Source organism: Rubrivivax gelatinosus IL144, assembly GCF_000284255.1.
GTDB lineage: Bacteria > Pseudomonadota > Gammaproteobacteria > Burkholderiales > Burkholderiaceae_C > Rubrivivax > Rubrivivax gelatinosus_A.
This window is the reverse complement of sequence record NC_017075.1, coordinates 4,081,321-4,097,384: the sequence shown is the minus strand read 5'-3', so window position 1 is coordinate 4,097,384 and position 16,064 is coordinate 4,081,321. Positions and strand designations below refer to the sequence as shown.

Annotated in this window: 8 protein-coding genes; all 8 read right to left on the bottom strand. The window is 72.1% G+C overall.

Annotated elements, in window-relative coordinates:
- Positions 1 to 3: 3 nt before the first annotated feature.
- The 8 genes from RGE_RS18650 to hutC all read right to left on the bottom strand — a co-directional run bounded on the left by RGE_RS18650 (position 4) and on the right by hutC (position 16,003).
- Positions 4 to 1,530 carry a TolC family protein gene (locus RGE_RS18650; protein WP_014430011.1) on the bottom strand — a complete coding sequence of 509 codons (1,527 nt, stop codon included), beginning with the start codon at positions 1,528 to 1,530 and terminating at the stop codon, positions 4 to 6.
- Between the two features lie 16 nt (positions 1,531 to 1,546).
- Positions 1,547 to 10,405, bottom strand: coding sequence for an Ig-like domain-containing protein (locus RGE_RS18645; RefSeq protein WP_014430010.1), 8,859 nt, complete (start codon positions 10,403 to 10,405; stop codon positions 1,547 to 1,549).
- Between the two features lie 20 nt (positions 10,406 to 10,425).
- Entirely contained in the window at positions 10,426 to 11,313 is an 888-nt protein-coding gene (locus RGE_RS18640) for a sulfotransferase family protein (RefSeq protein ID WP_014430009.1), read from the bottom strand.
- Positions 11,314 to 11,480: 167 nt separating this feature from the next.
- On the bottom strand, positions 11,481 to 12,836 hold the full coding sequence (hutF, locus tag RGE_RS18635; protein WP_014430008.1) for a formimidoylglutamate deiminase: 1,356 nt from the start codon (positions 12,834 to 12,836) through the stop codon (positions 11,481 to 11,483).
- Positions 12,824 to 13,615, bottom strand: a complete 792-nt coding sequence (gene hutG / locus RGE_RS18630; protein ID WP_014430007.1) for an N-formylglutamate deformylase — start codon at positions 13,613 to 13,615, stop codon at positions 12,824 to 12,826. The genes hutF and hutG overlap by 13 nt, the downstream gene beginning before the upstream one ends.
- Positions 13,612 to 14,814: an imidazolonepropionase gene (gene hutI, locus RGE_RS18625; protein ID WP_014430006.1), complete on the bottom strand. Its 1,203-nt coding sequence runs from the start codon at positions 14,812 to 14,814 to the stop codon at positions 13,612 to 13,614. Before hutI ends, hutG begins: the two co-directional genes overlap by 4 nt.
- Positions 14,805 to 15,290 carry a HutD/Ves family protein gene (locus RGE_RS18620; protein WP_014430005.1) on the bottom strand — a complete coding sequence of 162 codons (486 nt, stop codon included), beginning with the start codon at positions 15,288 to 15,290 and terminating at the stop codon, positions 14,805 to 14,807. The genes hutI and RGE_RS18620 overlap by 10 nt, the downstream gene beginning before the upstream one ends.
- Positions 15,287 to 16,003: a histidine utilization repressor gene (gene hutC / locus RGE_RS18615; protein ID WP_014430004.1), complete on the bottom strand. Its 717-nt coding sequence runs from the start codon at positions 16,001 to 16,003 to the stop codon at positions 15,287 to 15,289. Before hutC ends, RGE_RS18620 begins: the two co-directional genes overlap by 4 nt.
- Positions 16,004 to 16,064: the final 61 nt, after the last annotated feature.

Below are 16,064 nucleotides of genomic sequence, written 5' to 3'. Positions count from 1 at the left end.
GCATCAAGGCTGTTTCTGGGCGGGCTGCGCTTGCCGTTCACGTTCGGCGAACGCCGCGCGCAGCGTCGCCAGGTCGTGCGCGGGCAGGGTGTCGGGCAGCGGATCCTGGCCCAGCGTCATCAGCATCTGGCCGTAGGCGTTCTGCAGCGCGCCGTAGCTCTGGTACAGGCGCAGCTCGGACATCACGGCGCCGGCCTGCGCGCGGATCGCCGCGAGCTGGCCTTGCGCGCTGGCGGCGGCGGCGTTGCGCGTGTGCTCCAGGATGCCCTGGTCGACCTGGTTCAGCTCGTCGGCGAGCTCGTACTGGCGCTGCCGGCCCTGCAGGTCGCGGTAGGCGATGTGCACCTGGGTCAGCACCGCCATCGAGAGCGCCAGGCGCTGCTGGCGTGCGATCTCGTGCTGGGCCTGCGCGGCGTCGCGGATGTTGCCGTAGTTGAGCAGGTTCAGCAGGTTCCAGCTGACGCGCAGGCCGGTCTCGCGCCAGCTGTTGTTCACGAGGTAGCTGTCGTTGTCGTACTGCGCGCCGAGCTCGATGCTGACGCCCGGCAGCACGCGCGCCAGCGCCTTCTTCGTCTCGAGCAGGCTGATGCGTTCCTGGTAGCCGGCCTCGACCATCTCCGGGCGCTGCAGCAGCGCGGTCTCTTCCATCGCCGCGGGCTCGACGGCCAGGCGCGGCAGCGGCAGCGCCTCGGGCGCGGCCAGCGTGAACGGCAGGCTGGGTGCGACGTTCATCATCGCCGCCAGCCGCGGCTTGGCCTGGGCGAGCTCGTCGCGCACGGCCTCGAGCTGGCGCACCAGCTCCAGCAGCTGGCGCTGGTAGTTCAGCGCCTCCAGCGGCGGCAGCAGCTTCTCGCGCTCGATGCGGCGCGAGTCGGCCAGCGCGCTGCGTGTCATCTCCAGCAGCGGCTGGATCTTGCCTTCGACCTGCTGCGCGCCGACGGCCTGCCAGTAGGCCTGGCGCAGCTGCTGCATCAGCTGGTGCACCACCTTGCGGCGGCGCTCCCGCATGACCAGCACGCGGTCGGCCTGCTGCTTGGCGCCGTAGTAGCTGACGCCGAAATCGAGCACGTTCCAGCTGAGCGTCAGGCCGGCGGTGTCGTGCACGCGTTCGGATGAGGTCGAGGGCACCAGCGACTGCTCGCCGGTGACCAGGTCACGCGAGGACGAGGCGCGTTCGTTGCTGCGCCACGAGTAGCCGGCGTCGGCCGCCAGCTTGGGCAGCAGGTCGAAGCTCGCGAGGTCGAGCTGGCGCTGCGACAGCGCCTGCTCCATCAGCTTGACGCGGTGGTCCAGGTTGTACTTGAGCGTGCGGGCGGCGGCTTCTTCCAGCGTCAGCGGCGCTTCCAGCGCCGGCTGGTCGGCGAACATGACGCTGCGCTGTTCGGCCAGCGCCGCGCGCGCTTCGTCGCTGGTCATCGGCACCGGTTGCACGGCACAGCCGGCCAGCACGCTGCCGGCGGCCAGGGCGGTCAGCGTGCGCGCCGGCAGGCGCGGGCGGCGGCGCGGGGCGGCCGTGGCTGGGGCGGTCATCCGGAGGGTTTGGTCGTCAGACATGGTGGGCTTCGCGCGCGGGGGCGGCCGCGGTTTGCTTCTGAAGGTGGTGCAGCAGCTGCGCCGCTTCGGCCTGGCGGGCGTGGCGGCCGAAACGCTCGAACTGGCTGGACAGCGAGGGCTTGCCCAGCGGCGGGGCCTCGGGCTCGGGGGCCGGCAGTCCGGCCAGCGCCGCCAGGGCGGCGGCGTCGGCACCGGGCTCGGCCTGGCCGCTGCGCTGCGGCACGGTCTTGTCGCGCGGGGCGGTGTCGCCGCGTGCGGCATCGTCGAGCCGCACGCGCGTCACCGCCTGGTTGCCCTTGGCGTCGCGGGCGATGACCTCGACTTCGATCCGGCCCTGCCAGCCGCGCGGCGGCTCGCCCGACAGCGTGCCGGTCACCGGGTCGAAACGCAGCCAGTCGGGCAGCGGCCGGCCGTCGCTCATGCGCGCGCTGAGCGTCAGCGCGGCGCCGGGGTCGGCGCTGAAGAAGGTGTCGCGCGGCAGCGTGTAGCTGAAAGGCTGGCCGGCGACGAAGCTGCGGCTGCCCAGGTCGGGCAGAGCGTTCAGGCCTGGGGCCGGCGGCAGCGGGTTGGCGTAGCGGCTGTCGCTGCCGTCGCCCGCGAGTCCACCCGGCGCCGTGCCGGGCGAGCCGTCGTTGCGCGGGGCCGAGGGCCCGACGGACAGGCCGGCGGCCAGCGTCGTCGGCAGGCCGGCAGTGCTCGCCGGGTTGGTGGCCAGCGTGTGCAGACCGGCGTCGGCGGGAAGGCCGGCGCCGGTTTCGGTGGTCGAACTGCCATAGGTGTAGGACGGCAGGCTGACCGGCGGCGGCGGTGCCGGCGGTTCGGTCTCGGCCTCGGGTGGGGTCGGCACCGGCGGCTGCGGCACCACCGGCGCGCTGACGCGGATGCCGCTGGTGTCCACCGGCGGCAGTGCGGCCGAGTTCATCGGGTTGCCGAGCAGATCGCGCACGACGGCGCCGTTGGCCTGCAGCCCGGCGATCGTGATGCCCGACTGCGCCATCTGGCCCTGCTGCACGGTGTAGCGGAAGCTCAGCGTGTCGCCGCCGGTGAGGCCCTGGTACTCGGCGTACACGGTGGCGCCGCTCTGCAGCGTGATCGCCAGCCGCGGCGAGCCCTGGCTCGTGTCGATCTCGACGGCCTCGCTGAAGCGCAGGCTGAAGTCCAGCTTCTGGCCGCTGCCGTAGAGGCCGTCGGACGGCAGGCCCACCGAACCGACCGTCGGCGCGACGCGGTCGACGACATAGGCCTCGCCACGCAGTCCGGCGACGAGCGCATTGCCGGCGGCGTCGCGGATGCCGGGGCCGCCCTGCAGCTCCAGGCTCAGGCTGCCGGCGCCGCTGACGTCGGCCACGAGCACCGTGTAGGTGCTGGCGTCGACCTGGATGACCGAGGCGATGCGGCCACCCGCCGAGCCGGTGGCGACGAGCGCGAAGTCGGCGGCGTCGACGCCGGCGACCGCTTCGCTGAAGCTGATCGTGAAGCGCAGCGAGTCGGCGTTGCTGGGCGAGGGATCGGCGCGCACGAGGCCTGTCGCAGCCGGTGCCAGCGTGTCGACGGCGTAGCCGTTGGAGCGCGTGCTGCCGGTGCCGGTGTTGCCGGCGGCGTCCGTGTAGCCGGTGTTGTCCAGCGTGACGAGGTTGCTGCCGGCCTGGGCGCCGGCGGTGGGCGTCAGCGTGGCGGTCCAGGTCAGGCCGCCATCGTTGGAGACGAGGTTGCTCAGCGTGCCGTTGGCGACGGTGAAGTCCGCCGTCGTCAGGCCGCTGACGGCCTCGTCGAAGCTGATCGTCACGGTCGTCGTCTCGCCGGCCGTCAGCGTGGTGTCGGCGACGACGATGCTGGCCGTCGGCCGCTGCGTGTCGACCGCGTAGTTGGCCGAGCTCGTCGTGCCGGTGCCGGTGTTGCCGGCTGCGTCGGTGTACCCGGTGTTGTCCAGCGTGATGACGTTGCTGGCGTCGCTCAAGTCGGCGCCGGGCGTCAGCGTCGCGGTCCAGGTGAGGCCGCCGTCGTTGGAGGCGAGGTTGCTCAGCGTGCCGTTGGCGACCGTGAAGTCGGCCGTCGTCAGGCCGCTCACGGCTTCGCTGAAGCTGATCGTCACGGTCGTCGTCTCGCCGGCCTTCAGCGCCGTGTCGGCGATGGCGATGCCGGCCGTCGGCCGCTGCGTGTCGATCGTGTAGTTCGCCGAGTTCGTCGTGCCTGAGCCGCTGTTGCCGGCGGCGTCGGCGACGCCGGTGTTGTCCAGCGTGATGACGTTGCTCGCATCGCTCAAGTCGGCGCCGGGCGTCAGCGTCGCCGTCCAGGTGATGCCGCCGTCGCTGGAGGCCAGGCCGCTCAGCGTGCCGTTGGCCACCGTGAAGTCGGCGGTCGTCAGGCCGCTCACCGCCTCGCTGAAGCTGATCGTGACGGTGCTCGTCTCGCCGGCCTTCAGCGCGCTGTCGGCGATCGTGATGCTGGCCGTCGGGCGCAGCGTGTCGACGGCGTAGCCGGCGGACGTCGTCGTGCCGCTGCCGGTGTTGCCGGCTGCGTCGGCGTAACCGGTGTTGTCGAGCGTGATGACGTTGCTGCCGGCCTGGGCGTCGGCGGTGGGCGTCAGCGTGGCGGTCCAGGTGCGGCCGCCGTCGGCGGTGGCCAGGTCGCTCAGCGTGCCGTTGGCCACCGTGAAGTCCGCCGTCGTCAGGCCGCTGACGGCTTCGCTGAAGCTGATCGTGACGGTCGTCGTCTCGCCGATCTTCAGCGCGCTGTCGGCGATGGCGATGCTGGCCGTCGGCCGCGTGGTCTCGAGCGCGTAGTTGTTGGAGTCGGTGCTGCCCTGGCCGGCGTTGCCGGCCAGGTCGGTCACGCCGGTGTTGTCCAGGGTGACGAGGTTGGTGCTGTCGACGACCTCGGCCGCCGGCGTCAGGGTCGCGGTCCAGGTCAGGCCGCCGTCGCTGCTGGCGAGGTCGGTGAGCGTGCCGTTGGCGACGCTGAAGTCGGCCGTGCTCAGCCCGGTCACGGCTTCGCTGAAGCTGATGGTGACCGTCGTGGTCTGCCCGGCCTTCAGCGCGCTGTCGGCGACCACGATGCTGGCCGTCGGGCGCTGGGTGTCGATGGCGTAGTTGTTGGAGTCGGTGGTGCCGAGGCCGGCGTTGCCCGCCAGGTCCTGCACACCGGTGTTGTCCAGCGTCACCAGGTTGCTGGTGTCGGTGACACTGGCGCTCGGCGTCAGCGTCGCGGTCCAGGTGACGCCGCCGTCGCTGGTCGCGAGGCCGCTGAGGCTGCCGTTGTCGACCAGGAAGTCCGCCGTCGTCAGCCCGGTCACCGCCTCGTTGAAGGTGATGGTGACGGTGCTGGTCTCGCCGACCTTCAGCGCGTTGTCGGCGACCACGATGCTGGCCGTCGGCCGCTGGGTGTCGATGGCGTAGTTGCCCGAGTCGGTGCTGCCGCTGCCGGCGTTGCCCGCCTGGTCCATCACCCCGGTGTTGTCGAGGGTGATCAGATTGCTGGCATCGCTGACGTTGGTGCCTGGGGTGAAGGTCGCCGTCCAGGTCAGGCCGCCATCGCTGCTGCTGAGGCCGGCGAGGCTGCCGTTGGCCACGCTGAAGTCGGCGATGTCCAGGCCGATGACCGCCTCGCTGAAGCTGATGGTGACGGTCGCCGTCTCGCCGATGCGCAGCGCCGTGTCGCTGACGGTGATGCTGCTGGCGAGCGGGCGCACGCCGTCGACCACCAGCGCCTTGTTGGCGCCCAGGGAGCCGGCGGCGCCCGGGGTCGGCAGCGTCAGGATGGCCGCCTGGTTGGCGCCGTCCCGGATGCTGCCGCCGTTGAGGCTCAGGGCCGAGCTGGAGACGACGTCGAGGTCGGCGGAGCTGTCGCCGGCCTGCACGGTGTAGCTGAAGCTCAGCGTGTCGGTGCCCGAGCCCGAGACGTAGTTCAGCACCCGGTCCGTGGCGCCGGTCTCCAGCGTCAGCGTCGGCGTGCCGGTCACGTTCACCGCGCTGTCGAAGCGCACGGTGATGGTGATGACGTCGCCGATCTTGTAGCTGCCATTGGCGCTGCTCGACGAGACGCTGGTCACGGTCGGGGCGATCGGCGCGGTGAGCGTCAGGTCGTTGCCGCTGCCGCCGATGTAGCTGGTGGTCAGCTCGGTGCCGTCGCCCGCCGCGTTGAACTTGCCGCCCTCGCTGATGCCGGCGAAGGTCCCGACGACGCTGTCGGCGGCGTCGTTGACGATCACCGTGTAGCTGTCGCCGCTGGCGGCCGCGTAGCCGTGGGTCACCGCCAGTGTGGCACCGGAGACGTCGACGTTGCCGTTGACCACCACGCGGTCGTAGCCGGTGCCGGCGGTGCTGCCATTGATGTCCAGGGCCAGCGTGCTGCCCGAGGCCAGGGTCAGGTTGCCGTTGACGGTGAGCGTGCCGGCGCCCGCGCTGCCCGGCGACAGCGTGCCGCCGCTCTGCACGGTGACGTCGCCGCCCAGGGTGCCGCCGCCGGCCAGCGTGGCGCCGCTGGCCACGGTGGTGGCGCTGCTGGTGCTGCCGTTGACCACCAGGCTGCCGGCGGACACCGTGGTGGCGCCGGAGTTGGTGTTGCTGCCGGACAGGGTCAGGCTGCTGGAGCCGGTCTTGGTCAGGTTGCCGGTGCCGCTGATGACGCCGGACAGGGTCGAGGCGGCGCCGGCATTGATCGTGACCAGGCCGGTCAGCGCCAGAGCGTTGTCGATGGTGGTGCTGCCGGTGATCTGCAGCGTGCTGCCGTTGGCCAGGTTGAGAGCCCCGGCGCCGAGGTTGGCGTCGCTGGCGACGCTCAGGGTGCCGGCGTTGATGCTGGTGCTGCCGCTGTAGGTGTTGCTGCCGGTGAGGGTCAGCACGGCGCTGCCGGTCTTGCTCAGGCTGTTGCTGCCGCTGATGACGCCGGAGAGCGTCGTGTCGGCGGCGGTGTCCACCGTGGCGTTGCCGCCGAGGGCGATGGCGTTGTCGAGGGTCCCGGCGCTGGTCACCGCCAGGGTCGAACCGGAGCCCAGGGTCAGGGTCCCGCTGCCCAGGTTGGCGTCGCTGGCGACGCTCAGGGTGCCGGCGCTGACGGTGGTGGCGCCATAGGTGTTGGCACCGGACAGGGTCAGCGTCGAGGCGCCCGCCTTGGTCAGGGTGTAGGCACCGCTGATCACCCCGGACAGGGTGGCGTTGGCCGCTGCACTGACCGTGGCATCACCACCGAGGACGATGGCGTTGTCGACGGTGGTGGCGCCGGTGAGTGCCAGGGTGGTGCCGGCGGCCAGGTTGACCGCGCCCGAGCCCAGGTTGCCGTCGCTGCTCACGCTCAGCGTGCCGGCACTCACGTAGGTGGAGCCATAGCTGTTGCTGCCGGACAGGGTCAGGTTGCCGCTGCCGGTTTTCGTCAGGTCGTAGGCACCGCTGATGGCACCACTCAGGGTGACGGCGCTGCTGTTGCCGATGCTGCTGTTGCCGGTCAGGACGATGGCGTTGTCGATGGTGGTGGCGCCCGAGACGTTGAGCACGCTTCCCCCCGCCAGGTTGACGGTCCCGCTGCCCAGGTTGCCGTCACTGGCGATCGACAGGGTGCCGGTGGAGACGGTGGTGGTGCCGCCGTAGGTGTTGCTGCCGGAGAGGGTCAGGGTGCCGCTGCCCTGCTTGACCAGCGAGCCGGTGCCGGAGATCACCCCGGTGACGGTGGTGGCCGTGTTGTCGCCCCCGGCGGTCAGGGTGTAGCTGCCCAACTGGATGCTGGCGTTGGCGTTGTTGCTCGCCAGGCTGCCGATGGTCTGGTCCGACTGCAGTGTCAGGACGCTGCTGCCGTTGACCCGCACGGCGCTGCTGTTGGACATGGAGGCGTCGCCACTGAGCTTCAGCCAACCGTAGTTCGCCAGGATGGTGGACCCGGTGTAGGTGTTGGTGCCGGAGAAGGTCGTCGAGTAGGTGGCGGCACCGGCCTGGTTGATGGTCACCCCGCCGGTGCCGCTGATGGAGCCGGAGAAGGTGGTGTCCGCGCTCTGGGTGCTGGTGAGGCTGAAACTGCCGAGCGTCACCGAGCCGGCACCGGAGAGGTTGCCCAACGTTTCGTTGCTGGCCAGGGCCAGGGTGGCACCCGCCGCGATCGACACGCTGGTGTTGCTGGAGAGCGCATCCCCGGCGCTCACCGTCAGGGTGCCGGCACTGAGGGTGGTGGCACCGGTGAAGGTGTTGCCGGCACCGGAGAGGGTCAGGGTGCCGGCACCGGCCTTGGTCAGGGCGCCGCTGCCGGCAATGACGCTGGATATGGTCGCGGTGTCGCCGGCACCGTGGCTGAAGGTCTGCGTGGTGCCCCCGCCCAGCGTGATGGTGCCGCTGGTGAGGGTCAGGCCGCTGGCCTGGTCCATGTCGAGCGTCAGGCTCTCGTTGATCGACACGGCGTTGAGGTTCAGCGTCTGCCCGGCCAGGCTGCTGGCGAAGACGATGGTCTGGGTACCGGTGCTGTCGGCCGCGGCGATGGCCACGGCCTCGCTGAAGCTCGTGCCGTTGCTGGCGTCGATGGTCGCGGTGTCGGTGGTGTTGGTGACGTAGATGGTGTCGCTGGCCACCGTGACGTTGGCGGTGGCGCTGGCGCCGGCACCGTCGTTGACGGTGAACTTGACGTTGGCGTCGCCGGCCGGCGTGTCGCTGCGGTAGGTGATGCGCTGCGCCACGTCGTTGACCAGTGCGGTGGTGGCCGCGGTGCCGCTGCTGGTGAAGCTGACGGTCAGCACGCCGCCGGTGTTGGTGAAGGTGGCGAAGGTCAGCCCGCCCGACTGCAGGTTGCTGCCGCTGACGGTGAACAGCGCACCGGAGGTGTCGAATCCCAGCACGTCCGTGCCCACCGCCGTGCCGTTGCGCTGGATCACCAGGCTGGCGCCGGACCAGTTGCCGTTGCCGCTGTTCAGCGCCCCCAGCTCGGCATCGGCCAGGCTGGCGTTGCCGCCCGCGTCCAGGCGCACGGTATTGCCCACGCCACCCCAGGCGATGCTGTCGCCGTTGAGGTTGCCGACGGTCGGCGTGGCGTTGGGGTTGTAGCTGGTATCGGTGGTGCCGCCGTTGGTGGTGTAGATGGTCGAGGTGGACGCGCCGTCGGCACCGTTGACGTTCGTGCCGCCGGCCGCCTTGCCGCCCAGGCCGCCCGCACCGGCGTTGCCGATGACGAGGGTGTTGAAACTGGTGCTGTCCATCCGCACCGTGCCGCCGGAGTTCCAGATGGCACCGACCCCGGCACCGCCCGCCCCGCCATTGCCCACCCTGTTGCCAGGACCTGTGGCCGCGTCGCTGGAGACACCGCCACCGCCACCACCACCAGCCCCCAGGTTGTTGGTCAGGCTGCTGTTGACGATGGTCAGGATGCCGCTGCTGGCGTTGAAGATGCCCCCTGCAGCGGCGCCCCCCTTGCCGCCGACCGCAGCGACACCACCGCCGCCGCCGCCGCCGCCAATGCTGGTGCTGCCGTTGTTGGCCGACCCACCCCCGCCCCCTGCGGTGTAACCGGTGGTGCTGTTGCCGTCACCGCTGTAGCTGCCCCCCGCGCCGCCGGCCGCGCCGCCGCCACGCCCACCGAAGGAGCTGGTACCGCCCGCGCCATTGCCCCCGTTGATGCCGGAAGCGGGCGTGGGTGAGACGCCGGCACCAGCACTGCTACCGCCGGAGCCGCCGGAGGTGCTCCCGAAACCGCCGCCGCCGCCACCGCCGCCACCGTAGTAGCCACCGGAGTCGCCACCACCACCACCGCCACCGGACGCCTTGTTGCCGGTAATGGTGCTGTTGGTGATGGTCAGGATGCCCGCGTTGTAGATACCGGCACCCACGCTATCGGATGCGGCCGAGTTCTCGTTGCCACCGTTGCCGACGATCAGGCCATTGCGGATGGTGATGTTGTCCAGCGCGACCTGGGAGTTGGCGCCCGTGGTGTTGACGTTCAGGACCCGGGCCTTGTTGGCCCCGTCGATGGCGAAGCCACCGCCGACGATCTGCAGGGTGTGGCCGTCGGTGACGTTGATGGAGATGGTGTCGCTGAAGCCGGTGAAGGTGATGTTGCCGGTGAGCGTGATCACGTCGTCGACGTTGTCGCCAACACCCGTGGCGATGGCGCTCTTCAACTGGGCGAGGGTGCTGACCGACGTGGTCTCCAGCAGGTGGTCGTAGCTCCCGAGGGCGGCCAGGTCCAGCGCGTGGCTGGCGGCCACCGCTCCGGTCGTGACTTCCAGCTCCCAGTTGCCGCCCTTGGCCGCGCCGCCGGTGCCGTCGTCCGATGCCGCGACGTCCGCGCCGGTCAGGGCCGCCAGATGCGACAGGAAGGCCCGGCCCTCGCTGCCGGCGCCGATGTCGCAGCCGTACAGCAGGATGTCGCCGTCGGCGCTCAGCGCCTTGCCGATGGCCTGGAGCTGGTCGCGGTGCTGTGCCAGATTGCCTTCGAACAGCGGCCCGTTGCCCAGCAGCAGCACGCCGGCGTCACCGTGCGAGATCAGGTGCACGGCGTCGATGCCGCTGCGGCCGGCCAGCGCGTCGGCGATCTGCTGCACGCCGTCGCGGTCGGTTCTGAGCAGCACCACCTCGGCGTCGGGCGAGATGCCCTGCAGCAGCGACTGGTAGTCCGGCGTGCGGGTGTCGACGAAGACGATTTCCTTGCGCGCATCGCTCGCGTGCGCCGGCTGCACCGCGGCCGGCGTGTCGTGCGGCGCCGGCTCGGCGGCGGCATGCACGTCCGGTGCCGGATCGGCGTGGTGCGCGGCGGCCGCCGTCGCGACGGCAGCGCCGTCGAACATCACGCGCGGCTCCAGCGCCCGCATCAGCGTCGGCATCGCCTTGCGTTCCGGCCGGCGGGTCGTTTCCGGCCGGGCTTGTCGGTCCTTGTTCCACCACATGACGCGATTCCTCGAAGGGTTCAGCCGGCGATGCCGCTCGCCGGCGTGATGGCGCGGGCGCTTGCGCTCGATGGCGCCGATGCCGCGCTGCGGATGACGTGAGCCTGGCTGTGCGAGTTCTGCCAGAAGTTCAGGCTGGCGTACTGCTCGAACAGATCGGGCGGCAGCACGGTCTGCCGCCGTTCGACGCCGACCCGGGGCCGCACCTTGTGCAGCCCGCGCACGCCCAGCGCCTGGTCGAACTCAGGCGCGTCGTACTCGATGTGCTCGAAGTCGTGTTCGAACCACGGCTCGCCGATGAACTCGTAGACCAGGCGCAGCACCTTCTCAGGCGCCTGGGCCAGCAGCTCGTATTCGACGACCAGCATCGAGCTGGCGTGCTCGCCGTAATAGGCGTCCTTCAGCGCCGACCAGGCGAAGCCGACGAGGCGGTTGCGCTGGGCGAGCGTCTCGACGCGGCTGTAGACGGTGCTGCGTTCGGCGTCGTCGCCGAAGAGCTTGGTGTTCTCGTACGGGTTGGCGCGGTACAGGCGTTCGATGCTGTCCATCACCCAGGCGACGTTGCGCACGCAGGCGATGACCTTGGCCTGGGGGAACAGATGCTTCAGCGCGGGCAGCCTGGCGCACCACAGGCGGTTGGTGTCGAACACCACGCGCTTGTCCTGGAGGTCGGCGTAATAGCTGGTGAACAGCCCGGCCAGCAGGCGCTGGCGCTGTTCGTCGCTGATCACCGGGCCGAACTCGCTGCCGGCGCTGAACTGGTTCAGCATGCCGGAGAACAGCGCGCCGACGGGGCTGGTCATGCCGGCGTGGAAACGCGGGTTCTGTCGCAGCAGTGCGGCCAGAAGCGTCGAGCCCGAGCGCGGCAATCCGGAAATGAAATGGAAACGCTGCTCTGCGGGCGTCAAGCTCGTCTCCTCAGTGCCGGATGCGTCGCGTCCTTCCGAACGGGGCCGCGATCGTGTGTCACCCGATGTTGCGGCCATGTTATCAGCGCGTGTCTGCCGCGTGCGGCCGCGGCGAGACATCCGTCACACCGGCAGTGGGTGCCGTGTCGGCCCGGCGCCTCAGGGCGTCAGACGGCGGGCCAGAGGTCCCGCATCACCGCCTCGAACCGCGCCCGGAGCGCCCCGCGATCCGCCGCCGCCCAGCGCCCGGCCACCAGCGTGCGCTTGAATGGCGCCGCGGGCGCACCGAACACCAGCCCGTCGAGCCGATGGCTCGGCGGCAGGCCGGCCAGCGCCGGCTCGGCCGGGTCGAGTTCGACGAGGTCGGCCCGGGCGCCGACTTCCAGCCCCCAGTGCGTGAATCCCGCCGCCGTGCCGCCGCCGGCGCGCACGCGTTCGAAGAGCCCCGCCGCGCTCGATGGCTCGACGCCGGGGGCGGCCGAGACGTTGCGCCGCCGGTGCAGCAGCCGCTGGCCCCATTCCAGCCAGCGCAGCTCCTCGGGCCAGGCGCGCACGACCTGGCTGTCCGAGCCGACCGCCAGCGGCACGCCGGCGTCCAGCCAGCGCGGCAGGTCGCACAAGCCGTCGCCCAGGTCGGCTTCGGTCGCCGGGCAGATGACGACGCCGGCGCCGCTGGCGGCGACCGCGGCGATCTCCGCGGGTGTCGCGTGCGTCGCGTGCACCAGCTGCCAGCGCGCGTCCAGACCGGCATGGCGCGCCAGCCATTCGATCGGCCGGCAGCCGGTGGCGGCCAGGCAGTCGTCGACCTCGGCGGTCTGCTCGGCGACGTGCACGTGCAGCGGGCCGTCGCAGGCCGCGGCGAGTTCGGCGATCGACGCCGGCCGCGCGGCGCGCAGCGAATGCACCGCGGCGCCGACCGTCACGCCGGGCCGGCCGCGCAGCGCGTCGGCGATCTCGCGCACCTGGCGCGGCGTCGTCGCGAAACGGCGCTGGTCGGGGCGCAGCGCCTCGGCCTGGAAGCCGGCACGTTCGTACAGCACCGGCAGCAGCGTCAGGCCGATGCCGGCGTCTTGCGCCGCGTCGGCCAGCGCGTGCGACATCGCCGCCGGGTCGGCGTAGGCGCTGCCGTCCAGGTCGTGGTGCAGGTAGTGGAACTCGCAGACTTGGCTGTAGCCGCCGGCCAGCAGCTCGGCGTAGAGATGGGCGGCGATGGCGCGCAGCTGCTCGGGCTTCAGCTTCAGCGCCACGCCGTACATGCGGTCGCGCCAGGACCAGAAGTCGTCGTGCGCGTCGTCGCGGCGTTCGGACAGGCCGACGAAAGCGCGCTGGAAGGCGTGGCTGTGGGCGTCGACCAGCGCCGGCAGCGCGTCGCCGGCCAGGCGTTCGGCACCGGGGGGCGGCGCGACGCCGCAGTCGATGGCGGCCCAGCAGCCGTCGGCGCCGGCGGCCAGCCGCACCTGCTCGCGCCAGCGCCCGCCGACCCAGGCGCGTGGCGCCCAGAACTCGCGGTTCACGGCCGCCATGCGAGCATCGTTTCGGCCAGCGTGCGCAGCACGGCGCGTGCGTCGGCGGCGCGCGCCGCGTCCCAGACCGGCGGCATCGCCTCGGCCAGGTAGCTCGGCCAGGTCATCTCCATCTGCACCGCGTGCACGCCGTGCTGCGGGCGGCCGTAGTGGCGCGTGATGTAGCCGCCCTTGAAGCGGCCGTCGACGACGTGGCCGAAACGGCTCTGCGCCGCCAGCACCGCGGCCAGGCGCTCGCGCAGCGCCGGCGCGCAGGCGCTGCCGGCGGCCGTGCCGAGGTTCAGGTCGGGCAGCCGGCCTTCGAACAGCCAGGGCAGCTCGGCGGCGATGCTGTGGCCGTCGAAGAGCACGACGTGGCCGTGTTCGGCCTTCAGCCGCGCCAGCTCGCCCTGCAGCGCCTCGTGGTACGGGCGCCAGTAGCTGGCGACGCGGCGCTGCACCTCGGCCTCGTCGGGCGCCCGGCCCTCGCGGTACAGCGGCTCGCCGCTGAAGAAGCGTGTCGGGCAGAGCTCGGTGTTGTTCTGGCCCGGATACATCGGCGTGTTCTCGGGCGGGCGGTTCAGGTCGACGACGTAGCGCGCGTAACGCGGCACGATCAGGCTGGCGCCGAGTTCGGCCGCGAAGTCGTAGAGCCGATCCAGGTGCCAGTCGCAGTCCTCGACGGCCAGCGCGCGCGGCAGCAGCGTGGCGGCGACTTCGGGGGCGATCTCGGTGCCGGCGTGCGGCACGCTGATGACCAGCGGGCGCGTGCCGCGGTGCAGGGTGTAGGTCTCGTTCATCGTGCGATGCCTCCGAGGACGGTGCCGCGGCAGGGCGCGCGGCCGATCCAGTAGGCCAGTTCGGCCGGGTGGCCCAGGTCCCAGACGGCGAGGTCGGCGCGCTGGCCGGCCACGAGCCGGCCGCGCTCGGCCAGGCCCAGCGCGCGTGCGGCGTTGACGGTGAAGCCGCGCAGCGCCTCTTCGGGCGTCATGCGGAACAGCGTGCAGGCCTGGTTCATCACCAGCGTCGGCGACAGGATCGGCGAGGTGCCCGGGTTGTGGTCGGTGGCCAGCGCGACGGGCACGCCGGCCTCGCGCAGCGCGGCCAGCGGCGGCAGCTTGGTTTCGCGCAGGCAGTAGAAGGCGCCGGGCAGCAGCATCGCGACGCTGCCGGCGGCGGCCATCGCACGCACGCCGGCCGGCGACAGCCACTCCAGGTGGTCGCAGGACAGCGCGCCGTGGCGCGCCGCCAGCGCCGCGCCGCCCTGGTCGCTGAGCTGTTCGGCGTGCAGCTTGACCGGCAGGCCCAGCGTGCGCGCGGCGGCGAAGAAACGTTCGACCTGCGCCGGCGTGAAGGCGATCGTCTCGCAGAAGGCGTCGACGGCGTCGACCAGGCCTTGGGCGTGCAGCGCCGGCAGCCAGCCGATAGCGGCCGTGACGTAGTCGTCGGCGCGGCCTTCGTGTTCGGGCGGCAGCGCGTGCAGGCCCAGGAAGCTGGTGCGCACCGTCAGCCCGGTCTCGGCGCCGAGCCGGCGCGCGACGCGCAGGCAGCGCGCCTCGGCTTCCAGCTCCAGGCCGTAGCCGGACTTGATCTCCAGCGTCGTCACGCCGTCGGCGGCCAGCGCGCGGGCGCGGGGCAGCGCGGCGGCGAACAGCGCCGGCTCGTCGGCGGCACGCGTCGCCGCCACCGTCGAGCGGATGCCGCCGCCGGCACGCGCGATGTCCTCGTAGCTCGCGCCCTGCAGCCGCAGCTCGAACTCGCGCGCGCGGTCGCCGCCGTAGACCAGGTGGGTGTGGCCGTCGATCAGGCCCGGCGTTACGAGTGCGCCGCCCAGGCGGTGCTCGGCCTCGGGCGCCAGCCCGGCGGGCAGCTCGGCCTCGGGGCCGGCCCAGGCGATCGTGTCGCCGTCGGCGAGCAGCGCGCCGTGCTCGATCAGGCCCCAGCCGGTGTCGCCGGCCAGCGTCACCAGGCGCGCGTCGCGCCACAAGGTCAGCGCCATCTCAGTTCTCCCGGTTCGATGCCGACCCAGATGCCGGCCTGCGCCGCCGGCGTGTCGTCCAGGTCCCAGAACAGCGTGCGCGTGGCGGGCTCGTACAGCGCCTGCAGCGGCGCGGTGCCGCGCTCCAGCGCCAGGCTGCCGTCCAGGTCGCGCAGCATCAGGTTCAGCGCACGCGCCCGGCCGCCGTGCAAGCGGCAGCGCGGCGGCAACGCGCCGTCGAAGGCCAGCGGCGGGTCGCCGGGCCGCAGCGCCAGCACACGGTCGTCGAACTCCAGCTCGACCGCATCGCCTTCGACCAGCGCCAACCAGCGCCACACGCCGGGCAGCGATGAGAACGGCCCGTCGGCCTCCAGCTCGGCCAGGCTCAGCCGCCAGCGCCAGTGGCCACCTCGCGGGCCGGCGACCAGCTCGCGCGTGCGCCCGCCGCCGTTGGCCCAGGGCCGCGGCGCGACGTCGGTGGCGTGCACGGTGATCACGGCCGGAACCCGCCTTCGAGGTGGTAGCGCGCGCCGGGGTGCACCAGGCGGGCGATCGTGATCGGGCCGTCGAGGCGGCGTGTGCGGCGCACGACGACGAGGCAGGGATCGCCTTCGGCGATCGCCAGGCGCCGGGCCTCCTCGGCGCTGGCGGCGCTGGCTTCGACGCTGTACTCGGCCTCCCACAGCGGCGCCACCTGCAGCAGGTAGTGCGTCGGCGTCGTCGTCGCGAAATCGACGTCCAGATAGCCGGGCGCGGCGGCCGGGTTGACGTAGCGGTCTTCCAGCTGCAGCGGCAGGCCGTCGGCGCGGTGCACGATGACGGTGTGGAACACCGGCGCGCCCGGCGCCAGCCCCAGGCGTTCGGCCAGCGCCGGCGGCGCCGCTTCCTCGGCCTTCAGCAGGACTTCGGCCTCGTGCTGCTGGCCGCGCGCCGCCAGCTCCTCGTGCAGGTCGCGGATCGTCAGCGTCGACGCCAGCCGGTGGCGCTGCGCGGCGAAGGTGCCGACACCCTGCGAACGTTCGACCAGGCCTTCGCCCTGCAGCTCGCGCAGCGCGCGGTTGACCGTCATGCGGCTGACGCCGAAACGCGCGACGAGTTCGGCTTCGGACGGCATCAGCGCGCCCGGCGGCCACTCGCCGCGTTCGAGACCGTCTTTCAGGAAGCGCTTGACCCGCGCGTACGGGGCCTCGGCGGTGTCCGGGGAAACCATGGCCGGATGGTAGTTGCGACGACTTGTCTAGACAAGTACAGTGCAACCCTGATCCGACCCT